General features: G+C 40.5%; 21 protein-coding genes. 12 read left to right on the forward strand and 9 right to left on the reverse strand.

Going from position 1 to position 23,289, the window contains the following annotated elements; translation table 11 throughout:
• The first annotated feature begins 146 nt into the window (after positions 1 to 146).
• A complete protein-coding gene (gene panP, locus PAND9192_RS04670) occupies positions 147 to 1,811 on the forward strand; it encodes a pyridoxal-dependent aspartate 1-decarboxylase PanP (RefSeq protein WP_087852749.1) in 1,665 nt (554 codons plus the stop codon).
• Between the two features lie 576 nt (positions 1,812 to 2,387).
• On the opposite strand, the gene torR is transcribed toward panP, so the two are convergent.
• On the reverse strand, positions 2,388 to 3,101 hold the full coding sequence (gene torR, locus PAND9192_RS04675) for a two-component system response regulator TorR (RefSeq protein ID WP_005368225.1): 714 nt from the start codon (positions 3,099 to 3,101) through the stop codon (positions 2,388 to 2,390).
• A gap of 199 nt (positions 3,102 to 3,300) precedes the next feature.
• On the opposite strand from torR, the gene torC reads away from it, so the two are divergent.
• The 8 genes from torC to PAND9192_RS04715 all read left to right on the forward strand — a co-directional run bounded on the left by torC (position 3,301) and on the right by PAND9192_RS04715 (position 14,211).
• Positions 3,301 to 4,467, forward strand: a complete 1,167-nt coding sequence (gene torC, locus PAND9192_RS04680) for a pentaheme c-type cytochrome TorC (protein ID WP_060997520.1) — start codon at positions 3,301 to 3,303, stop codon at positions 4,465 to 4,467.
• Positions 4,468 to 4,560: 93 nt separating this feature from the next.
• Complete coding sequence (gene torA, locus PAND9192_RS04685; protein WP_087852750.1) at positions 4,561 to 7,089, forward strand: trimethylamine-N-oxide reductase TorA; 2,529 nt, start codon at positions 4,561 to 4,563, stop codon at positions 7,087 to 7,089.
• 152 nt (positions 7,090 to 7,241) lie between these two features.
• Positions 7,242 to 7,889: a molecular chaperone TorD gene (gene torD / locus PAND9192_RS04690; RefSeq protein ID WP_087852751.1), complete on the forward strand. Its 648-nt coding sequence runs from the start codon at positions 7,242 to 7,244 to the stop codon at positions 7,887 to 7,889.
• A 428-nt stretch (positions 7,890 to 8,317) separates the two neighbouring features.
• On the forward strand, positions 8,318 to 9,454 hold the full coding sequence (locus PAND9192_RS04695) for a hydrogenase small subunit (RefSeq protein ID WP_060997517.1): 1,137 nt from the start codon (positions 8,318 to 8,320) through the stop codon (positions 9,452 to 9,454).
• 3 nt (positions 9,455 to 9,457) lie between these two features.
• On the forward strand, positions 9,458 to 11,161 hold the full coding sequence (locus PAND9192_RS04700) for a nickel-dependent hydrogenase large subunit (RefSeq protein WP_087852752.1): 1,704 nt from the start codon (positions 9,458 to 9,460) through the stop codon (positions 11,159 to 11,161).
• 13 nt (positions 11,162 to 11,174) lie between these two features.
• Positions 11,175 to 11,921, forward strand: a complete 747-nt coding sequence (gene cybH, locus PAND9192_RS04705) for a Ni/Fe-hydrogenase, b-type cytochrome subunit (RefSeq protein WP_087852753.1) — start codon at positions 11,175 to 11,177, stop codon at positions 11,919 to 11,921.
• Between the two features lie 5 nt (positions 11,922 to 11,926).
• The gene (locus PAND9192_RS04710) at positions 11,927 to 12,472 is read left to right on the forward strand and encodes a HyaD/HybD family hydrogenase maturation endopeptidase (protein ID WP_087852754.1); all 546 of its coding nucleotides are present in this window, start codon (positions 11,927 to 11,929) and stop codon (positions 12,470 to 12,472) included.
• On the forward strand, positions 12,469 to 14,211 hold the full coding sequence (locus tag PAND9192_RS04715; protein WP_087852755.1) for a Kae1-like domain-containing protein: 1,743 nt from the start codon (positions 12,469 to 12,471) through the stop codon (positions 14,209 to 14,211). Before PAND9192_RS04710 ends, PAND9192_RS04715 begins: the two co-directional genes overlap by 4 nt.
• Before the next feature lie 88 nt (positions 14,212 to 14,299).
• On the opposite strand, the gene PAND9192_RS04720 is transcribed toward PAND9192_RS04715, so the two are convergent.
• Positions 14,300 to 15,136: an HNH endonuclease gene (locus PAND9192_RS04720; protein ID WP_234998925.1), complete on the reverse strand. Its 837-nt coding sequence runs from the start codon at positions 15,134 to 15,136 to the stop codon at positions 14,300 to 14,302.
• Positions 15,137 to 15,618: 482 nt separating this feature from the next.
• The gene (locus PAND9192_RS04725) at positions 15,619 to 16,506 is read right to left on the reverse strand and encodes a LysR family transcriptional regulator (protein ID WP_087852756.1); all 888 of its coding nucleotides are present in this window, start codon (positions 16,504 to 16,506) and stop codon (positions 15,619 to 15,621) included.
• Positions 16,507 to 16,607: 101 nt separating this feature from the next.
• On the opposite strand from PAND9192_RS04725, the gene PAND9192_RS04730 reads away from it, so the two are divergent.
• A complete protein-coding gene (locus PAND9192_RS04730) occupies positions 16,608 to 17,420 on the forward strand; it encodes a pirin family protein (protein WP_087852757.1) in 813 nt (270 codons plus the stop codon).
• Between the two features lie 17 nt (positions 17,421 to 17,437).
• On the forward strand, positions 17,438 to 18,028 hold the full coding sequence (locus PAND9192_RS04735; protein WP_087852758.1) for an isochorismatase family protein: 591 nt from the start codon (positions 17,438 to 17,440) through the stop codon (positions 18,026 to 18,028).
• A 137-nt stretch (positions 18,029 to 18,165) separates the two neighbouring features.
• Here PAND9192_RS04735 and PAND9192_RS04740 read toward each other — a convergent pair whose 3' ends face one another.
• The 5 genes from PAND9192_RS04740 to hypB are packed head-to-tail and all read right to left on the reverse strand — an operon-like array spanning position 18,166 to position 21,635.
• Positions 18,166 to 18,513 carry a hydrogenase maturation nickel metallochaperone HypA/HybF gene (locus PAND9192_RS04740; protein WP_060997509.1) on the reverse strand — a complete coding sequence of 116 codons (348 nt, stop codon included), beginning with the start codon at positions 18,511 to 18,513 and terminating at the stop codon, positions 18,166 to 18,168.
• On the reverse strand, positions 18,513 to 19,544 hold the full coding sequence (gene hypE, locus PAND9192_RS04745) for a hydrogenase expression/formation protein HypE (protein WP_060997508.1): 1,032 nt from the start codon (positions 19,542 to 19,544) through the stop codon (positions 18,513 to 18,515). Before hypE ends, PAND9192_RS04740 begins: the two co-directional genes overlap by 1 nt.
• Positions 19,541 to 20,662: a hydrogenase formation protein HypD gene (hypD, locus tag PAND9192_RS04750; protein WP_087852759.1), complete on the reverse strand. Its 1,122-nt coding sequence runs from the start codon at positions 20,660 to 20,662 to the stop codon at positions 19,541 to 19,543. The genes hypE and hypD overlap by 4 nt, the downstream gene beginning before the upstream one ends.
• Positions 20,659 to 20,898, reverse strand: coding sequence for a HypC/HybG/HupF family hydrogenase formation chaperone (locus PAND9192_RS04755; RefSeq protein ID WP_060997506.1), 240 nt, complete (start codon positions 20,896 to 20,898; stop codon positions 20,659 to 20,661). Before PAND9192_RS04755 ends, hypD begins: the two co-directional genes overlap by 4 nt.
• A gap of 2 nt (positions 20,899 to 20,900) precedes the next feature.
• Positions 20,901 to 21,635 carry a hydrogenase nickel incorporation protein HypB gene (gene hypB / locus PAND9192_RS04760; RefSeq protein WP_087852760.1) on the reverse strand — a complete coding sequence of 245 codons (735 nt, stop codon included), beginning with the start codon at positions 21,633 to 21,635 and terminating at the stop codon, positions 20,901 to 20,903.
• A 414-nt stretch (positions 21,636 to 22,049) separates the two neighbouring features.
• On the opposite strand from hypB, the gene PAND9192_RS04765 reads away from it, so the two are divergent.
• On the forward strand, positions 22,050 to 22,628 hold the full coding sequence (locus PAND9192_RS04765; protein ID WP_087852761.1) for a hypothetical protein: 579 nt from the start codon (positions 22,050 to 22,052) through the stop codon (positions 22,626 to 22,628).
• A gap of 101 nt (positions 22,629 to 22,729) precedes the next feature.
• On the opposite strand, the gene PAND9192_RS04770 is transcribed toward PAND9192_RS04765, so the two are convergent.
• Positions 22,730 to 23,125, reverse strand: coding sequence for a hypothetical protein (locus tag PAND9192_RS04770; RefSeq protein WP_087852762.1), 396 nt, complete (start codon positions 23,123 to 23,125; stop codon positions 22,730 to 22,732).
• Positions 23,126 to 23,289: the final 164 nt, after the last annotated feature.

A 23,289-nucleotide genomic window follows, 5' to 3' on the forward strand; every position in this document is an offset into this window, starting at 1 on the left:
TAGCTATTACAACAGCTTATTATGAATAAATAACTTGTATTTCGGGTGGTTATATTTTAGCCATTCCGAAATAATTCGAGACATCAGCCAAAATATCGATTAAATTGAACACTCTTTGCCAAAGTTATGGAAACGTTAAATAAATTATGGCGGCTAATAATCGTACTGCTGATGCATCTCTAGAATCCTTGCATCGCATTTTCACTGTACCAGAAGCTCCGGATTCAACCTTAGGCTTGATTGAAAAAGAGCTGTCAGAAAACCTCAATGAGTTTCTGCGAACTCATATCGCAGCCACTGAAAAACCGCTGGCTGAAATTGAAAAAGATTTCTCCAATGCCAATATTCCTGAAGTGCCATCGTTTGTTTCTGATCACACCCAGTTATTACTCAATAAATTAGTTGCTCAGTCTGTTCATACAGCCGCACCAACATTTATTGGCCATATGACTTCTGCCCTACCTTACTTCATGATGCCTTTATCTAAAATCATGATTGCGCTCAACCAGAACTTAGTAAAAATAGAAACCTCAAAAGCATTTACACCACTTGAGCGCCAAGTGTTAGGTATGCTACATAAATTAATCTTCAATCAAAATGAAAGTTTCTATCAACAATGGATGCACAGTGCCGACCATTCTTTAGGGGCTTTTTGTTCTGGTGGTACCATCGCTAACATTACTGCACTGTGGGTTGCCCGCAATGCAGCATTACAACCTGATGGTGAATTTACAGGAGTCGGTCAACAAGGTCTACTGCGCGCAATGCGACATTATGGCTATGATGATCTTGCGATTTTAGTCTCTGAGCGTGGTCACTACTCTCTTAAAAAAGCAGCAGATGTATTAGGTATAGGACGTGACAGTCTTATTGCAATTAAAACCGATGATAACAATCGTGTTGATCTTGATGCCCTACAAACAACACTGACTAATTTAAAGCGTAACAATATTAAACCTTTTGCCATCATTGGCATTGCAGGTACGACTGAGACTGGCAATATTGATCCTCTTGATCAACTCGCAGACATTGCCGCAGAACATCAGTGTCATTTTCATGTTGATGCCGCTTGGGGTGGTGCGACATTAATGTCTAATAAGTACCGTCATTTACTTAAAGGTATCGAGCGTGCTGATTCGATTACCATTGATGCCCATAAACAGCTCTATATTCCAATGGGCGCTGGTATGGTGATATTTAAAAATCCAGAGTTAATGACAGCAATTGAACATCACGCTGAATATATTCTTCGTAAAGGCTCTAAAGATCTAGGTAGTCATACACTTGAAGGTTCGCGCAGTGGAATGGCAATGCTACTCTATGCCAGCATGAATATTATTAGCCGCCCTGGCTATGAACTTTTGATTAATAATAGCATTGAAAAAGCGCATTATTTTGCTCATTGCATTGAACAACACCCTGAGTTTGAATTAATTACTCACCCAGAATTATGCCTGCTCACTTACCGCTATGTACCAGCTAAAACACAACAAGCATTACAGCAAGCAACATCAGAACAGCGTGAGCAACTGTTAGAGTTGTTAAACGACCTCACCCAATTCATTCAAAAACGTCAACGAGAATCTGGCAAATCGTTTGTATCTCGTACCCGTATTACACCTGAAAAATGGCAACGCAAACCAACAACAGTGTTTCGCGTAGTGCTGGCTAATCCACTTACAACCACTGAAATTTTAGAAAATGTATTGATTGAGCAGCAGCAACTTGCACAACAAAGTACAATTAGTCTGCCTGAAATCATTACTTTGACTGATCAAATAACAGAAAAAAACACAAAAAATGATATATAACGCCTTTATTTCTATACGTTATTTTATGAATATTTAGCTTATATCGCATTTTTTGCCCATTTTTCTCATTAAACTGAATGGTAAACGGTATTCAATATATGACTATCTTATGAATAACTCGCGATCTAACTATGAACAGTGGATGATTATAGTATGAATAGCGCCATAAAATAGTCCCGTTTACCTTTGTTTATATTCATTCAATTACCCACTTAAAAATAGATCTTTGGGTAAAATCGATTTTTCAAGAGAATATTGCTCAAAATACATGTTCATAAGATTTCATTTTTCCATGGCTCTGTTATTTGATTGCCTAACAAATGATAACAAACACGATCAATATTGTTTCCACATAGTTACAAAAACAACCTCCAATTAATAATGATTCCCAATAACTCATTTTGTTCCTTTTTGACCCAAAAAAATATCTTACAAAATATTGATTTAAATCAAAAAATGCCCCACCTGAAGCCAAAAAAAAATGCCCTATTTGCTTTAAATAGGGCATTTTTATGTCAATTTATGTCATAAATATTTGTTAACAACTCGACAATAGTAACTCAATCTCGATATAAATTAGTCACCAGCAAACATATAACCTTCACCGTGAACGGTAACGAAAATTTGTGGATTCTTTGGATCAAGCTCCATTTTCGAACGCATACGACGGATTAAAACATCGATAGTTCTATCATTTGGCGCTTCAACTCGATGACTCAACATGTTCAAAATGCGCTCACGACTAAGCACCACATTCGGGTGTGATGAAAAGGCAACTAATAGCTCATATTCTGCTTTAGTTAGCTTCACAGGAAGACCATTGTGAGTCAGTGCGCGCTTGTTAATATCAAACTGCCACTCGCCAAAACGAATGATGTTATCTTCCTGCATTTCAACCATAGTCTCGTCACGCGCCTTTTCGACTAACGTCATGCGCCATAACAAGTTTTTCACTCGAACAAGCAATTCACGCAGTTCAAAAGGCTTGGTTACATAGTCGTCTGCGCCCATCTCTAAACCGACAATTCTATCGATACTATCAGTACGTCCAGTCACCAAAATAATACCAACTTCAGAACGGCTACGCAGCTCACGAGTTAGCATTAAACCGTCTTCACCTGGCAGGTTAATATCTAGCATTACAAGGTCAATTTTTTCCGTTGCCATTATCTCGCGCATCTGTGCGCCACTGTCTGCTTGGCTTACCTTGTATCCTTCGTTCTCAAAATACCCAACCAATTTTGTGCGGGTAACAATTTCATCTTCTACAACAAGTACGTGATGGGTCATGTCGTTCTCTTTTTAGTTTTTGGCTTTCTAACTGAACGGTAGCACAAACTAAGACCATTCACAATTTGTCATAACTATGCCTTTGCTATTCATTCGTAGCGTTAACCTTATTCATATCGTGACAATAAGATTACCCCATAAAATTTTAACCGTCACCGTACCCTACGGTGTGCATTCTTTTTAAATGGAATCTTTCAAGATGAAGAAAATTTGGCAGATGTTGACAAAACCAAGTAGCAAGTACTCAATCCTGGCTCTTGTACTTGTTGGTATTGGTATCGCCGTTAGTGGTATTTTTGCTGTTCACAAAGGTTTTGAATACGCATCAACCAATGAATTTTGTGTCGGTTGTCATACCATGAAGCAAAACTATGAAGAATATACCCAATCGGTACACTTCAAAAATGCTTCTGGCGTTCGTGCTGATTGTGTTGACTGTCACCAACCGAAAGATTTAGTTGGTATGGTAGAAACAAAGTTAATGGCATCAAAAGATGTGTATAACCAGTTTATTACTAAGAAAATCGACACTCCTGAAAAATTTGAAGAGCACCGCTTAGAGCTAGCTCAGATGGTTTGGAAGCGTATGGAAAAACAAAACTCAAGCACATGTAAGAGTTGCCATAACTATTCAGCAATGGATCACGCTAAGCAATCACCTGAAGCGGCAGCGGCAATGACCGATGCAGCAGCAAAAGACATGAACTGTATTGAGTGTCACAAAGGTATTGCACATGAATTACCAAACATGGCTGGCGGTTTCCAGAAAGATTTCCAAAACCTACAAGCTGAAGCAACCTCTCAAGGTGCAACAGCCGAGAAGCTTTACTCTCTAGGTGAAAAAGATATCTTTGCAACTGATGATCCAAAAGGTAAATCAGAAGGTAAATTACTACCTGCATCAGAAGTTACTGTACTTGAACGTAAAGGCGACATGCTAAAAGTTGAAGTAAACGGCTGGTTAGAAAAAGCAGGTAAAGGTCGCGTAATGACTGAATACATGGGTAAACGTGTCTTTAAGGCAACTATCCGTGGCGAAATCAAAGCGAACGAGAAAATCATTAAAGAAGAAACTGATCCTGCAACTAACATTGTATGGCAAAACATCAGTGTTCAAGGTTGGGTTACTAAATCAGACATGATTGATAGCATCAAACCAATCTGGAACTATGCAGAAGATATGTACGCGTCTACATGTAACGCTTGTCACGCGGCGCCAGACCCAGGCCATTTTACTGCAAATGGCTGGATCGCAAGTCTGAAAGCCATGAGCTCTTACTACCGTCTGACTAAGACTGAAGAACGTACTCTGCTTAAATATCTTCAGAACCACGGCAGCGATACAGGTGGTGCTGGCGCGCATTAATCCAGCGCTCCAATAAACGATTAAATGATAGGCGGGCGATAATAGTTATCCCCGCCCCATCGATAAAAATTAAAGTTTAAGGATTCTCCAACTATGGCGACTCAAACTAATAAAACTGGCATCTCACGCCGCCGCTTTCTTTCTGGCCTTGCTGTAGCAAGTGCTGCATCGGTTGTTGGTACTAGCCTACTAGCGCCGCGTAAAGCAATGGCAGCTGATGAAGTAAAAGCAGCCTTCTCAGGTGACGTTCTATCAGGTTCTCACTGGGGTGCTTTCCGCGCTAAAGTTGTAAATGGTGTATGGACTGAAACAACACCGTTTGAAAAAGACAAAAACCCAACCGATATGATCAAAGCGGTACGTGAAGTGGTTTATAACCCTGCACGTGTTAAGTACCCAATGATTCGTATCGATTGGCTAAAGCAAGGTTACAAGTCAGATACAACCCAACGTGGTAATAACCGCTTTGTACGTGTGCCATGGTCGCAAGCATTAGACTTCCTATACCATGAAATGGAACGCGTACAGGACAACTTTGGTCCAAGCGCACTTTACGCAGGCCACACAGGTTGGCAGTCAGTAGGTAAACTGCATAACGCAGGTACCATGATGAAGCGTGGTGTTAGCCTTCACGGTACAACACTAGGCAAAATGGGTGACTACTCTACTGGTGCTGCACAAGTAATTCTTCCTTACGTTGCTGGTGCAATGGAAGTTTACGAACAGCAAACATCATGGCCGTTAGTGCTTGAACATACTGACACTATCGTGATGTGGGCTTCTGACCCAATTAAAAACCTGCAAGTAGGTTGGTTAGTACCAGACCACAGCCCATACCAATACTATGAGCAACTTGCAGAGAAAGTGAAGAACAAAGAAATCAAAGTGATCTACGTCGATCCAGTGGTTTCTAGCACTCAAAAAGCCGTTGGTGGTGAGCAGATCCGTGTTAACCCACAGACTGACGTTCCATTAATGCTTGCGATTGCCCATACGCTATACACTGAAAACTTATACAACAAAGAATTCGTTGCTGATTACACAACGGGTCTTGATAAGTTTATGCCTTACGTATTGGGTGAAACTGACGGCGTTATTAAAAATCCTGAGTGGGCAGAAAAGATTTGTGGTATCAAAGCTGATGATATTCGCGCTCTTGCTCGCACTATGGCTAAAGGCCGTACTCAGATTATTGGTGGCTGGTGTTTACAGCGTATGCAACACGGCGAGCAGTATGCTTGGATGTTGGTTGTTCTTGCTGCAATGCTGGGCCAAATCGGTCTACCTGGTGGTGGTTTTGGCTTTGGTTGGCACTACAATGATGCGGGTTCAATTACCTCTAACGGTCCACTAATGTCTGGCTTTAGTGGTGTAACAGGCGTTGATCCAATTCATAGTGGTTCATACGACGGTTACTCTACTTTCATTCCAGTTGCACGTTTTGTTGACTGTATTGATAACCCGGGTAAGACCATCGACTACAACGGTCAGAAGATCAAATATCCATTTATGAAGATGGCTATTTTCAGTGGTAACAACCCGTTTGGTCACCACCAAGATCGCAACAAAATGATCAAGGCGTGGACTAAGCTACAAACTGTTGTATCGATTGATCACCAGTGGACAGCAACGTGTCGTTTTGCAGATATCGTATTACCTGCAACAACCACTTACGAGCGTAACGATATCGAACAGTACGGTAACCACTCTAACGCTGGTATTATTGCTCTGCGTAAGATTGTTGAACCAATGTTTGAGTCTCGAGATGACTTTGAAATCTTCAGTGAACTATGTTCTCGCTATAACCGCGAAGAAGCATTTACTGGCGGTAAAACGCAAATGGAGTGGATTGAAGAAATCTACAACGGCGCGCGTTTACAAGGTCGTGGTCTAGGTGTTCGTATGCCTAACTTCAAAAAATTCTGGGATGGTGAAGGTTTCATTGAGTTCCCTGCTGGTAAAGAGTGGATCCGTCATGAATCATTCCGTAACGAACCGGATCTTGAGCCATTAGGTACAGCATCAGGTTTGATTGAGATTTACTGTAAGACAATTGCAGATATGGGTTACAACGACTGTCAAGGTCACCCAATGTGGTTCGAGAAAACAGAACGTAGCCACGGTGGTCCTCGCTCTGATCGTTTCCCGATTAACATGCAAAGTACGCACCCGAAAGATCGCCTACACTCACAGCTATGTTCGTCAACGGATTTCCGTGCAACTTATGCTGTTGCTGACCGTGAGCCTATCTTCATCAATACTGAAGATGCAAAAGCACGTGGCATTAAATCTGGTGATATCGTGCGTGTTTTCAACGACCGTGGTCAAGTAATGGCGGGTGCTGTTGTGACTGACGATTACCTTCCAGGTGTTTGTCGTCTGCAAGAAGGTGCATGGTACAGCCCATTAGAAGGCGGTAAAGCTGGCACTATCTGTACTTACGGCGATCCAAACGTACTGACTGAAGACATCGGTAGTTCAAGCCTAGCGCAAGCAACATCTGCGGCAGCTGCACTGGTTCAGATTGAGAAATATACTGGTCCTATTCATGCAGTAACAGGCTTTAACGGTCCTATCTATGAAGAAGGTATCGACCCACTATTCCCTGCAATGGATAAGTAATTAATCCGTTGTTAATATAGTGAATCAATCCATAAAGGCGATGAACAATAATTTCATCGCCTTTATTTCATTTTTTTGAACCTATTCCAATAACCCTTAGGTATACTCTGCCTAATTGCTTTATTTGAATATGTTTTATGTCTGGAGTGACCATGCAAGAATTTATCGCATTCAACGAACAACGTGCTGAAATCTACTGGTGGATGTCATCACTGTTCGCCCGCGAATTAACTGATGCAGATTTACATGAATACCATGGCGGTGAGATGTATACGTTTCTGTCTGGTCTTGGTATGACAGAAGAATTAAAAGCACCAGTAGATAGCTTTCGTGCTGCCATTAAAAAATCGCATGCTCGCAGTGACGAACAACTAGAACTTGCTGCTGACTTTTGTGGTTTGTTTCTAAGTACGCCTAAATCAGGTGCGCTACCTTATGCATCAATGTATGTTGGCACGACGGGATTATTAAACGATAAACCCGCTCAAGACATGCATGAACTGATGGCCTCTTTTGATATTACACAGCGTAAAGACTTTAATGAACCAGCAGATCACCTTGCGATTGAATTAGACTTCATGGGTAATCTCATCATCATGGGTAATCAACAGCAAACAGAAGAACAACGTGAAGCACTAATGCAGTCACAGTTGTCATTCATTGATACTATGCTACTAAACTGGTTACCGTTATTTACTGAAGAATGTCAGCGTCGTGACCAATTTGGTTTCTATGCTGCCGCTGCAAATCTATTGCTTGCATTCTGTATGCTAGATAAGAAATTTCTTGCTGGTGAATAACGCTTTTAGCAACAAATAATAGACTTTCAACGCTCTTATTTACTCTAATAAGGGCGTTTTTTATACGCGATATCTAAAAATTTCTCATTTTAGATCGTAGTAAACTATCCCTTCAAAACATTTATATTTTAATACCATTTTATCTTGCATAACTACGCATTACATTGACCATCACACCCTTTGTGTTTGAAATAATAAATCATTTATTTTCATGTGGTTAACTCACCAACAATAATCATAACATACTGAAATAATAGTCTTTCTCATTACCGTTTCATATTTTATGCATAGCCTCATTTTTGATTTTTTATATTGTCATACAAAATTTTAAAATCTGATTCAGATCAACTAAATGTATTGATTTAAGTCATAGAATCACAAGGCAATACCAATAACGTATATTTAATCATAGCTAAAAAGGTTGATAGATGGACTCGCATGCAGCCCTTTTTGAACTCGGCCAGAAACGTCTTGCTGAGCTTCGAAAAACGAAACCTCTTCGTGAGGGATCTTTCCAAAAAAAATTAGAAAAAAATGGTATTACTCGTCGTGACTTCATGATCTGGAGTGCAACCATCACTTCATTGCTGGCACTTCCCCTACCTTTTAGTACCATGGTTGCAGAAGCTGCTGAGCTTTCAGATCGTGTACCACTTATCTGGTTGAGCCTGGCTGAATGTACTGGTTGTTCTGAATCATTAGTACGTAGCACCACACCTGATATTAGTGCGTTATTATTTGAGCATGTTTCGCTTGAATACCAAGAAGTACTAATGGCAGCAGCAGGTGACCAAGCAGAAGAAAACCTTGATAACGCTATGAAAGCTTATAAAGGTAAATATCTGCTTGCTGCTGAAGGTGCAGTCCCTACAGCAAACAACGGTACTTTCCTAACCTTAGGTAGCCAAGCAGAAACAGGTTTATCGCTAATTAAACGTGTTGCCGCAGATGCCGCAGCGGTTATTTGTGTTGGTACATGTTCATCTTACGGTGGTGTACAAGCCGCGCGCCCTAACCCTACAGGCGCAAAAAGTGTTGGTGCTGTGATTGATCGCCCGGTTATCAATGTCGCTGGCTGTCCACCTAACCCTGCCAATATTACTGGTACATTAATGTACTACATCATGTTTGGTCGCCTACCTGCATTAGATATGTTTAATCGTCCTAAGTGGGCTTATGGTGCACGTGTTCATGATAACTGTGAGCGTCGTGGTCACTTTGATGCCGGTGAGTTCGTAACAGAGTTTGGTGATGATAATGCCAAAAAAGGTTACTGCTTATTCAAGATGGGTTGTAAAGGTCCTTACACCTATAACAACTGTCCAACAGAACGTTTTAACGCTCACACTAGCTGGCCAGTACTTGCAGGTCATGGTTGCATTGGTTGTTCAGAGCCTGATTTCTGGGATGACATGGCTGATTTTGAAAAGCCATTAAGTCGCCAACCAGTGCATGGTCTAGATGCCACGGCCGATACCATTGGTGCGGTTATTTTAGGTGTTACTGCGGTGGGTATTGGTGCCCATGCAGTAAGTAGTATTTTTGCTAAGAAAGTCGAGGAATAATTCATGAGCAAGCGCGTCGTAATCGATCCCATTACTCGTATCGAAGGCCACTTACGCATCGAAGTTGAACTTGATGCTAATAATGTAATCAACAAGGCATGGGCATCATCTACCCTGTTCCGTGGTCTTGAAATTATTCTAAAAGGCCGCACACCCTATGATGTAGGCCTATTAATACAACGTATTTGTGGTGTATGTACATCATCACACTACCTTTGTGGCACATTAGCAGTAGAAGATGCGATTAATGCACAAGTGCCACTTAATGCGAAATACATTCGTAGTTTAATTCTAACTACCCTGCAAATGCATGACCACATTGTTCACTTCTATATTCTACATGGCTTAGATTGGATAGATGTTGTATCTGCATTAAGTGCCGATCCTGCAAAAGCTGCTGTTGAAGCGATGAAATACTCTGCTACGCCAATGGCAGCTGGTGAAGGTGACTTACGTGCTGCACAAGAGAAAGTGCAAGGGTTAGTTAACACTGGTAAGTTAGGGCCATTTGCCAATGCTTATTGGGGTAATAAAACCTATAAATTCACACCAGAACAAAACCTTATTGGTTTAAGTCATTACCTTAAAGCGTTAGAAATTCAGCGTATTGCAGCAGAAGCAATGGCTGTTTGGGGTGGTAAAAACCCGCACCCACAATCCATTGTTGTTGGTGGTGTAACCTGTGTACGTGACATGCTAGACCCTGCTCGCTTGCAAGAATTTAAGCAAAAGTATGTTCATGTTGCTGATTTCGTTGAGCGTGTCTATCAAGCCGATATTAAAATGGCTGCTGCCGCTTATGCCAAAGAGCCAAGTGTATTAGGTGGCTGTAACGTTGATACTTTCATGTGTAGTGAGTCTATTTTATTAAACCCAGATGAAAATCTATTTGTTAGTGGTTTGATCCGCAATAAAGACTTAACCAAAGCGGAAAATATTGATCTTAACTTAATTGCGGAAGATGTTACTCACGCATGGTATGACGCCAATAAACCACAACATCCATACGATGGCACCACAATCCCTGAACATACACCATTTATTGAGCGCGACACTATTGTCGGTAAACGCCCAACAATCAATGAAGCAGGTAAATACTCTTGGGTTAAATCACCACGTTACAATGGTGATCCTGTAGAAGTGGGTCCTCTAGCAACAATGGTCGTTAACTACGCCAAAGGTAATCCTCGCGTAACACCTATTGTAAATGATTTCCTAAAACAAACAGGTCTACCAGCAACGGCTTTATTTACTACTCTTGGTCGTACTGCTGGCCGTATGTTGCATACACTCACCATCACTCGTCATGGCTTAGAGACATTTGAATCGATGGTAACTAACCTCAACTCAGACCAAACCACTTATATTGAACCAACCATTGATCCAAATAAAGAATATAAAGGTGTAGGTATCATTGAAGCACCACGTGGTTTCTTAAGTCACTGGTTACGCATCAAAGACGCTAAAGTTGAAAACTACCAAGCAGTAGTACCAACAACATGGAACGCAGGTCCAATTGATGGTAATGGTAAAATCGGGCCATACGAAGCCTCTTTAGTTGGCTTACAACTTGAAGATCCGAAAAAACCATTAGAAGTATTACGTGTGATTCACTCGTTTGACCCTTGCATGGCGTGTTCAGTACACGTAATGGATTATAAAGGCCAATCATTAAGTGAGTTCCGTATTCCAGCTCAGGCAATGTAACTAAGGATTTATCATGTCAACAGATACCGTGTTGTATAAACGATCCTATGTATTTTCATTCATTATCCGTTTATGTCACTGGTTACGTGCGTTTGCAATTTTTGGTCTGGTGATCACCGGCTTTTATATTGCATGGCCATTTTTGGTTGCTCCAGACAGTACCAATGTCCTTGAACAAGGTTGGATTCGATTAGCACATGAAGTGTTAGGCTTTATTTTAATCGCTGTAACGCTGATTCGTGTTTATCTATTCTTCTTCAGTCGCAGTAATGTTGAACGGCGCTCGGTGCAAGATATTATTAGCCCGAAAAGCTGGGTTCAACAAATTAAAGCCTATTTTTGGATGGGCAATGCACCTCACCATGGTGCTTATGGTCCGTTGCAACTTATGGTTTATGCAGGTATTTCTATCGCTGCAATCTTCATGTGTGTGACTGGCTTAACGCTATATGCTAATGTATACCACTTAGGTATTGGTGGCATGATGTGGGAACCAGCTCAATGGGTCGCTTATGCGATGGGCGGGTTAGATGAAGTGCGTAAATGGCACCATTATATTACTTGGGCATTCATTATTTTTGTATTGATCCACGTATATATGGTGATTTGGACAGGGATCCGTTTCCGTAACGGTTCTGCTGATGCCATTATGTCCGGTTTCGACTATCACCCTGTTCATGTTAAAGATGAACATGAGGGTAATCATCCGGTTCAGCATCATGCTCACCACAATAGTCATTCAAAAAATAAAGGCCACTAGCGCAAATGAAGATATTGCTGCTTGGTATTGGCAATGTCTTGTACGCCGACGAAGGAGTCGGCGTACATTTCGTCAATTATCTCACAGAAAACTACCGCTTTACGCACCCTGACCATCAGATTGATCTTATTGATGGCGGGACGCTAGCGCATTGTCTTATTCCAACGTTAACCCAATATGATCATTTAATTGTGGTTGATACTGTTAACGCTGCTGATGTGGATGCTGGCGAAGTGTACTTCTTTGACTTCGACAAAGCCCCTGCCGAAATTGATTGGCAAGGTAGTGCTCACGAAGTGGAAATGCTGCAAACACTTATTATGATGGATTTGGTTGGCGATCGCCCAAAAACCTATGTTCTTGGCGTAACACCAACGGTATTAGAGCCTATGCATATGGGACTAACCTCTAAAATTAATGCTGCGATTCCAGTAATGGAAACAGCATTACTTCGTCACCTTTTAGAATTTAATATCCACTGCGAAAAAGTTAATAACATCGATATAAATAGCTTGATTCCAACAGCTTATAAGCGAGGCGTTGAACAATGAAATTAATTCAATTTTCTTTTACCTGTTCACGCCCTGTGCCTTTTTACGCCCAATTATGTAATGATTATCTTGCTAACCAAACGTTAGAAATCACTATTGGTTATGATAAAAACCGTTACTTAATTGAAGCGGTTGGTACTCAGCCCCAACTTGAAGCATTAGCCGATCAAATAGCCAAAGACTTTCTATTGTCTATTTGGTTAATCGACTCTTCAATTAAAGAAATTCGCCACCGTGAAGGTCGTGTAGTTCCGTTAATTACCTCACCGCATCATTTGCCATTTTGTAGCTATTGCGAACCAGCATTAGGTGATAATCAATCTGAGTTATTTGGTGAAATCGCTATTGCCTGCTCACATTGTCATGGTGAAACATCGGTGGAAGCCTCTATCGATCGTCAACAAATTCAACAATGGGCAGATAGCGTCATTAACACTGGCCACGTGAGTTTTAACTTACCGCTGGCAAATAACCACCAGCATGAGTTTCATTTAAGTCGTGGCCCAATTGCTGCAGCTCACCGTCAACGTCAGCAAGTGATTATTTGTAACCCAAACAATGTACCGATGCATTTTATTGTGCCATCACAACATGTGTTAGCGTTATCAAGCTTAGAAAAACCACGCGTAACCGTGCGTCCTAAGCAACATCATGGTCAGCTTGATCAACCCTTGTATGATCTGTGCTTTAGTTACAATCGTATCTTAACGGTATTAACTGAAATGCTGCGCGTGCGTGGTATTGATTATTTACATATTGAAACCAATCACCTGCAACCGCTAGTAGCTCGAATCAATAAAGGTTGGAGTCAGGTTTGTAGTGATCCTGTTATTCATCCATTAGTACCATTTAAATCTGTTGAGCCGTTACACGACCAAGCTTGCATCAATGGTCTTAATGCCTATTGGAGCAAGCGTCGAATTCGGTTTGATTACCAACCTAATCACGCCAACGATGCTCCTGAGCATGCATTGCCTATTTGTGCTCTACACGGTGGTATGTTGGAATCTGGTGTTGGCCGTCACAGTGCTGCTATTTATTTTGGTCGCTATGCCGCAGGTGAAATTGTTAGCCAAGATAAGTTCACCCGTACTGATACCTTTTTAGTTATGCCTACTCTGCCACATTCAGGTTCAGAAATGATCGCTGCACTGGCTGCGGGTGAGCAAGCTGAAGTATTAGCCAAATTTAAGCATCAAATTCCTGTTAGCTACAACGCACTTAATAAGTTAATCTTAAATGAGTGTAATGATCATCTATCAGGTTTATTTGCCCTTGCTGCAACCATCTTAGGCCTCTCTAAATCAAGTCAAGATAACGTTCAATATCTTAATGATGCTCTGATCGCCAAATCACTGCAAAATGCCGATAATAAAGGCCACCGCGTTGATTTTTCATTAGATATGGTCGATGGTAAACGCACGATTGATTGGGCAAAAATGGTCGGTAGTTTAATGAGTTTCTGTCTCGTGGTTGATGAAGTTGATTACGACAAACTTGCCTTTGGCATTATGGACTCTCTAGCGGACTATATCGCTAATTGGATTGAGCGTATGGACGAAACCACAGGCATTAAAGCCGTCACCCTTGCTGGGAGTGATTTCGCTAATGAAGTACTGGCAGATCGTATTTGCTTACGCGTCGGTAAGAACTTCCCTATCGTTGCAAACCGTAAACTAGAGCTTGATGGCAGTAACTTAAGTGCTGGTGCATTGTTCTTGAAAATGCGTCGCCGTTAAGGTTTTATCTTATTGAATTAAATAGCCCCATTGCTTTGAGTGATGGGGCTTTTTTGTGGTTTTTTTTCGCTATTGACCAACTTTTCTATTAGCCAAAGTGCATTTTTCGATGACAATTAGGGCATATAGCCTGCACATTCTCAAGCGAATCCTCACCACCTTCAGATAGAGGGATAATATGATGGACTTCTAAATAAGGCTCACCATTTGATTTCTTTATAAAAGGTGCTGGCTGATGGCAGGCTTCACAAATTCCATTCGCTTTATATAAAGCTTCCGCCACTACATCTGGATTTCGAGCGTAGTCTTCAATATACCTTAATACTTTTTTAGGTTTATGATCTGCAGCTAATATTCTTTTTTGTCGTTTAGCTGAAGTTGTAACTTGTGATTTATTCACTAAAGCATCAAATTTATTGATATATTTAGCTTGTGTGTCTCTTACCAATTGAGGCTCATTAACATTGAATACATTTAACGAAACAAACTTTATATAAGCTTTTTTGTACTGGCTATCAAAGTTTTCAATTAGACCTATATGTACATCTCTTAGTTTTTTATTGGCTGATTTACTAATTACAAATAACGGTATTTTAGCCTCATAACAGTTTTTAAGTGCTTGGATTTCATTTTTATCATGAGAGCCATTACGCTGGGTGGAAGGAAAATCGTAATGAATACCTTGCTCTGAAAAATCGTCGCTATAGTCTTTACCAGTATGCATTATACTAACAGCAACACCAGAGTTATCAGAAACAATGCCTCTAGTTAGTTCGGTATTAACCCATACCCCTGCGGCTCCACTGTAAATCCCTAATTCTCTTAATTGGCCAGCAGTAACACCAACTGCAATATCAACATAAGTTATTGCATTAAATAATCTTCCACGACGTTCTATTTCTTGTTTTATAGATAAGTTATTCATATTTACTCCAGCAATAACTCACCCATTGAGCATTTACTCAATAGATGTTTTTCGCGCTGGATTCTATTACTCAACCAGTGGAATATCATGTCTACGTTTTTGAAAGTGTGATATGCATCATAATGAATTATCAACTCATTTTAAATATCTGTCACTTTCAAACAAAGTCATTAATTATCAATAAAATGATATATGTATTGCAGGTGAATAACACAGCCTATTATTCGTCATCTCGGAAGTTGAGGAACGAAGCTATCCGTGATCTACTCACCGCGTGTTTGAGCATTACAGACACCCATGAAAATAATAACTCTACAACGTGCGGAGAGTCGATTCCCTATCGCCCTCGCGGGCATTCACTGTAGGGAATGACGGGGTTGAGGTTGGCATTCATCGTATAGAATGATGGATATTGGATTGGCATTCATTATAGAGAATGACGGAAATTGGATTGGCATTCACCTTCCAAAATTGCGTAAGTATTACTGCCCATGAAAAGTATCCATCACATAATCAATAAACAAGCGGGTGGTTTGTGGTTGTAAGCGATGAGATGGATACACCATATACATATTTCCTGATTCATGACTATATTCAGATAAAATCGGTATCAGTTCGCCACTATCAATATATTGTTCAACTAACCCTTCTGGTAACCGTGCAATGCCTCTACCCTCACGCACTGCAGTAATATGTAAATGGGTATTGTCTGCAGCAAAACGACCTTTAACTGGGAATTCTTTTAAGCCATTTTCATACGCGAATGTCCAATATTGCTTGGCTTCAGATTGCTGCCATAAAATACAATTATGATCGATTAAGTCACTCGGTGATTGAGGTGCGCCATAGTGTGAGATATAGCTTTTACTGGCGCAATAAATGATTTGTTTACGCAGTATTTTTCTCGCTATCAATGTTGGTGTTGCAAGCTCACCGGAACGAAAAGCAATATCGACGTTGTGATCAATCATGTCCAGTAGATTGTCATTGACGATCAGTTCTATCTTCACTTTTGGGTATCTATCCAGAAAATCATTAATCACTGACTGTAAATAATAAACTGAGAAATCAAACGGGGCTGTAATACGAATTAAGCCATCAGGTATTTGTTGGTTCTGTTGTAGCGATTGATTAGCCTCTTCCATAGCATACAAAAAAGGCTTCACCTGTTGGTAATAAATTTCACCTAAATTAGTTAACGATAATTTACGGGTGCTGCGATTTAATAACCGTACCCCCAACGCTGTTTCTAATTGCTGAACTTTGCGGCTAACGGTGGTTGATGGCATGGCTAACTTTTTACCAGCATCAACAAAGCTGTTCATCTCAACAACAGTTGCAAAGATCTTAATCTCGTTTAAATCAATCATTCAATTACCAACAAATATGGGATAAATAAACTTAATTATACCATCTAATAAAGCATTCGATTAAAGCATACACTTATTCCATCAAACAGAAGGAGTTTATCGTGATTAAATCAAACTATACTGGTCTACGCCATGGGCCAATAAACAGCTTTATTCGACAAGATAATATGCAGCAATTAAACCCTTTTGTGATGTGGGATCATTTCCAATTGAATTCGACCCAAACGGAAGCTGGATTCGATTTTCATGGCCATTCAGGTATTGCTGCCATTACTTATGTTATTCATGCCGATCTCACCCATCAAGACTCACAAGGTAACGTTGCTAAATTACCAACAGGCAGTGTTCAACTATTAGTAGCGGGAGCAGGCGCATTGCATAAAGAAACATTAACCTCACAAGACGGTCACTTTGAGGCATTTCAACTTTGGACTGCTTTGCCAAAAAACATCGAAATGGGTGAAGCGCGCTATCAAGGTGTCTCTAGTGAAGATCTGCCGATTATCAAAGAGTTAAATACATCAACGAAAATATTGGTGGGTGAATACGCAGGGATAAAAAGTCCAATTAGCCATATTATTGATATGAACTATTATCATATAACGTTATCAGCCAGAGGTGCCAACTGGCGTTATGCGCCGACACCAGAGCAGGATTCACGCTTTATATATGTACTAAAAGGTGGCATCTCAATATCTGGCGAGCGTGTCGCAACCCAACAATTAATCACCATTGATAATGCTGCGATGTTAGAGATCATCGCTGAAACAGATAATAGTGAATTTATTTTTGTGTCAGCGGCTTCTTTAGCACAACCGATTTTACCCACTGGGCCATCGGTCCACACTAGTTACGAAAATGCCAAAATTGGCCAACAAAATATTGCGCAACTTTTTAAAACAATGATGAAATAATAATAAGGAATACCACTATGACAAACACACTATTCACACCAGAAAACAGTGCAATGCTTCTCATTGATCATCAAGTGGGCACTATGGGATGGGTTCATTCTGCTGATTTAGAGCAAATTAAACGTAATACATTGGCCTTAGCGCGTGCTGCAAAAGAGACAGGAATGCCTCTAATTTTAACCTCTAGCCAAGAAAGTAATGTCCAAGGGTTATTATTTGATGAGCTGCAACAAGCCGTACCTGAAGCGTATGCATTACGCATTCAAAGAGCTGGTATTGTTGATGCGATGAAAGATCCAAACTTTGCTAAAGCTGTTGCTGCAACAGGCCGTAAAAACTTAATTATTGCCGGTATAACCACTGACGTTTGCGTTGTTTACCCTGCGCTTACATCTGTTCAAGAAGGTTATCGAGTACAAGTTGTCGTGGATGGCTCAGGATCGCCAACGACATTAGCGGATGAAACCGCATTGCGCCGCATGGAATCAAATGGAGTAACACTAACTTCAACGAATCAATTAATTGCAGAATTAGCACAAGATTGGACCACAGAAAATGGTCAAAAGTTAATGACGGTATTATTTGAAGAGATACTATCAAAGCAATAGGGTTTAGGACACGCGGAGAGTAGATTCCCTATCGCCCTCGCGGGCATTCACTGTAGGGAATGACGGGGAAATTAAAAAAGGCCATACCAGCATTAACTGATATGGCCTTTCTTAGTGATGATAGCTGCTGATGCGATTTAGCTTTGCTCGACTTCAAGCTGCATTAGCATTAAGTCTTCACCATCTAAAACATGGGTATGATTACTACCGCAATGCTGACAAATAATACTACGCTCGTTATGAATGGTTTCTTGACCACATTCAAGGCAGGATAACACCAGTGGCTGAATATTCATTTCAAACTCAGCGTCATGGCAAATGCCTTCAAGCTTAAAAGTCTGAAAAGCCGTTTCAAGTAACGCTGGCTCTACCCCACTTAAAATACCGACTTTAATCGCAACTCGAGTAACTTTATCAGCATTGTTATCACGAGCATGTTGTTCGCATTGTTCGATAAGTGCGCCGACAATGGAATACTCGTGCATTAACAGATCCTCGGTAGTAATTCACCTTGAGGAAGATCTAAATAACGACGACTGCCCCAACCGCTGGTTAAAATAACTCGACCACTATGATCACTATTAACCGAGCCTATCACTGCTGCATTTTCACAGGCAGCAAAGGCTTCAAGTACCGCTAATGCTTGTTGTGCTTGCGCTTGTGGCAATGCAATAATGAACGTGCCTTCGTTGGCTAAATCAAACGGTTCAAAACCATATAATTCACATAGACCGCGCACTTCTTCACTCACAGGTACATCATCTTCAACGACATTGATGCCAACATCAGACGCTTGTGCCCACTCGTTTAATACTGCCGATAAACCACCACGAGTTGCATCACGCATTGCATGAATATCAAGCCCAGCAGCAATAAGTGCCTCAACCGCAGGCCATAGCGTATTGCAGTCACTGATAAGCTCTGATTCCAAGGTTAAGCCTTCACGCGCCATTAAAATAGCTGCGCCATGACGACCAACATCACGAGACACAATAATTGCATCACCATCAGCAAGGTTACGTACTGAAATACCGCTTTGAATAATTTTACCAACACCAGTGGTATTAATAAAAATACCGTCAGCACACCCTTTGGGCACGACTTTGGTATCGCCACAAACGATTTTAGCACCAGAGATACTTAACTCGGTGGCCATGCTTTCAACGATGGTTTTAAGCTTACCGATTTCAAACCCTTCTTCGATAATCACACTACAACTTAAATATTGCGGTTGTGCGCCCATCATCGCTAAATCATTCACAGTGCCTGCAATGGCTAATTTACCAATGTTACCACCAGCAAAAAACAACGGTGACACTGTAAATGAATCAGTAGTAAAGGCAGTTTTACCTTCAAGGGTCAATACTGCAGCATCTTCTTCACTGCGCAGAATGGCATTATCAAACGCTTTAAAGAATAAGCCTTTAATTAGCTTATTCATTTCCTGACCACCACCGCCGTGGCTTAGTTGAATCGATTTTGTGGTCGATAATGCAGAAAAATCTTGTTCACTCATTTAACACCTCGGTATCGGAAATACGCATTACACGCACCTTCTGAACTCACCATGCAACTGCCAAGCGGCGTTTGTGGCGTACAACCACGACCAAAAACTTTACAATCTTTAGGCTTTGCTAAGCCTCGTAAAATATCACCACACTGACAAGCCTTGTGATCATCAATCGGTGTCATTGGCAAACAATCAGCAAATTTAATTTCAGCATCACGATGACGGTATTTTTCATTTAACTGTAATGCAGAATTAGCGATTGGGCCTAAACCACGCCAGCGGAAACTATCTCGAATATCAAAACAACGTTTTACGGCAGCTTGAGCAACAGTATTACCTTCTTCGGTCACGGCACGTGTGTATTGCACATCAAGTTCTGCCACACCCGCAACTCTTTGCTTGGTTAAACGCAGAATAGATTCCATTACATCAACCGGCTCAAAACCTGCTACAACGACTGGGGTTTGGTACTTTTCAACTACCGAGCGATAAATTTTAGCGCCTTCAATAACACTTACGTGCGAAGGACCAATAAACGCATTAACCTTAACCGCAGGATCTGCCATTACCACATCAATCGCAGGCGGTACTAACACATGGTTAATGTGAAAGTAGAGGTTATTAACCTGACGCTGTTCAGCCAATTCAATTAAAATGGCAGTCATTGGAGTAGAAGTTTCAAAACCAATCGCAAAGAAAACCACGTCTTTATCAGGGTTATCAATCGCAATCGTTAAGCAATCAAGTGGGTCATAAATAGGTCGAATATCACACCCTTGAGCACGGTATTGTGCCAAACTGCCTTTAGAACCTGGCACACGGATCATATCGCCCAACGTCACTAAAATAACATTGGGTTGACTCGCTAATGCAGCGGCATGATCAATACGCTCTTTGGGCATCACGCACACTGGGCAACCGGGGCCGTGAATAAAATCAATATTATCAGGTAATAGCTGCTTTAACCCAAACTTCATAATGGTATGGGTATGACCACCGCACACTTCCATCACTTGCATAGGTTCAGGTAAATCAACCGCTAGCTGCTTAATTTGTTCAGCTAAGTTTAAGACTGTGTCGGCATCACGAAAGCCTTCATACAGTTTTTTAAGATCAAAACTCATATTGGAAGTGGCCCTGATTCATCCATAATAAATTGATACATTTCAAGACTTTCTTGTGCATCTTTATCGTCGATTTTGCTCATTACAAAACCAATGTGAATCAATACATACTCGCCCACCACTAGCTCATCCATTAATAAATGGCAACTAACGCGACGCTTAACACCCATAGTATCAACAGTAACGGTATTATCTTCGTGAACTTCGACAACTTGAGAAGGAATAGATAAACACATGATTACGCTTCCTGTGGGCGTTGATTCGCCGTTAACCAACTAACTAAAGGGGCAAATGTTGCTGCGTCTTTAGTTGATAATGTAATTACTTGTACCTCAGGATTAAGCTTTTTAAGCTGCGCTTTCGCTTCTTCAATGCTGAAGTCAAAATATGGTAGTAAATCGCACTTGGTAATCAATACTAAGTCAGCACGACGGAACATCACTGGATATTTTTCAATTTTGTCGTCACCTTCTGGAACAGAAACTAAGACAATATTTTTATGTGTGCCCACGTCGTAGCTTGCAGGACAAACCAAGTTACCTACGTTTTCAACAAAGCAAATATCAAGATTTTTAAGATCAACATGGTGTAATGCGCCATGCACCATAAAGGCATCAAGGTGACAAGCTGAACCTGTTTGAATTTGGTAAGCGTCGATACCGTGTGCTTTTAGACGATCAGCATCACGCGAGGTTTCTAAATCACCTTCAATCACGGCATATTTAAGATCGGTATGCTGGTGCAAATGCTCAAGTAATGTGGTTTTACCGCTACCAGGGCTGCTCATTAAATTAAATGCAGTCACATTTTGTGCTTCAAAATGTGCTCGATTATGAGCCGCTTCCACGTCATTCTTATCAAGAATTTTATGAATAACTGATAAAGTCTTTTTATCATTTAATTGTGGATTAGCTTGTAATTGATGGTGATGATGATCACCTCTCGGTAATGAACAACCGCAATCTTGGCACATATGAACTCCAGCAGAGGGGGGATTTTAGCTAACGAGTTAGTCAAACAAGATCGATAACGTTAGAAAAAATCAAATAGGACTCAGTTCAGGTTATTAAACACTCAAATTCTGAGAATTATGAGTATTGATTATCTATGCTTTAAAAGAATAATGCAATTTGTGTGATAATTTATTTTACGGATCATTAGATTGATATTATATATATGTCACCTTTTTCGACTAACTGATAAAATACAAACTTATATTATTCAGTTTAGCTTCAGGCTTAATGACACTGATCTGACATAACAGTAGATCAGTGCGCGTATGTTATGTCGTAAGCACTTCAAGATAATGATGTTGAGACTCGCTAACGATGCTCTCTCACGCTTTCTTGAATAGAAACGTTATTCATTGAACATAAGAGAAACCATAATGCAGACTAAAACATCTGGCTTAAAAACTAAACTTCTTAAAGTTGCAGCGCCTATCGCTTTAGCTTGTGCGTTTGCAGCAGCACCAGCAGTAGCAATGGCTAAAGATGCGCCAACGACTGTGCCTATGGCCTCGTCTCACCAGATCACAGCTGAACAACAGCATGTAGCTGGCGAAATTGGTAAAATCCAACAACAGCTTGCCGCTATTCGTGTAAAAACACTAAAAGCAAATCCTCAACTTATCACTGAGATGAAAGCTTACGAGACAGCGTTTAACAATAAAGTTAAAGCATTGGGTTACCAACCTGAAAAGCTAATTAAACGTGCTCAAGAAATTCAAGTTGAAGCGACTAAGAAAGATATTTCTAACGACAAGCGTACTGAGTTAGTAAAAGAATTTACGACTATCCGTACTACGCTTGAGAAGCAACAACGTTCTATCTTGAATGATCCTGCAATCAGTAAGCAAGACAAGCAAGTACAAGATGACGTTATTAATGCAATGAAAAAGCAAGATCCAAAAACAACTGATCTGCTTAAGCAACTAGACCAACTTGTAATGCAATTTAAGAAATAATCGCCATTGAGATGACTCTCTTTGCCGTAAAAAAAAGGATAATCAATTGATTATCCTTTTTTTATTGGCGTTATTTAATTTGATTGTATTTAAGCCGCCAGTTACAACTTCACAGCTTGATTTTGACTTAACAATCGCATGCCGTTAATAATTTTTGCAAACCACACCACTATCGCCACAATCGCAATCGCGCCACCAATAAAAGGCAGAACATTTAAAATATTAGCCAGAATATCACTATGAACCCAATATTCAGCGCCCGCAATCATGCCAGTTGTTGTTGCCGCAGAAACACCTAACACCACAAAAAATGTTAAAAACAAAAAGAAGCTACGAATAATGGTGTAGTAATGGCTATAAGTGACTTCATCTGTGCCTTTATCAAGTTTATAACCCGCATAAATAATGGCGATAATGCCTGATAATAGTAAAGTAAATGGGGTCAGAAAACTGGCAATATAGGCAAACCAAATCCCCTTTTTATGTTCTTCCGTCATCATTTTTATCCGAATAATTAAGTAATTAATAACCTAATTATCACAGGTATTTTACCAAGTTCAAGTTACGCTCCAAATTACGATGATCGTGATCAACTTATCGACAACCACTGTCGCTAGAGTCTGCTATAACGCCCTAAACGAACACATGCCTGTGATGAACA

It is taken from the genome of Photobacterium andalusiense (assembly GCF_900185625.1).
Taxonomy (GTDB): Bacteria; Pseudomonadota; Gammaproteobacteria; order Enterobacterales; family Vibrionaceae; genus Photobacterium; species Photobacterium aquimaris.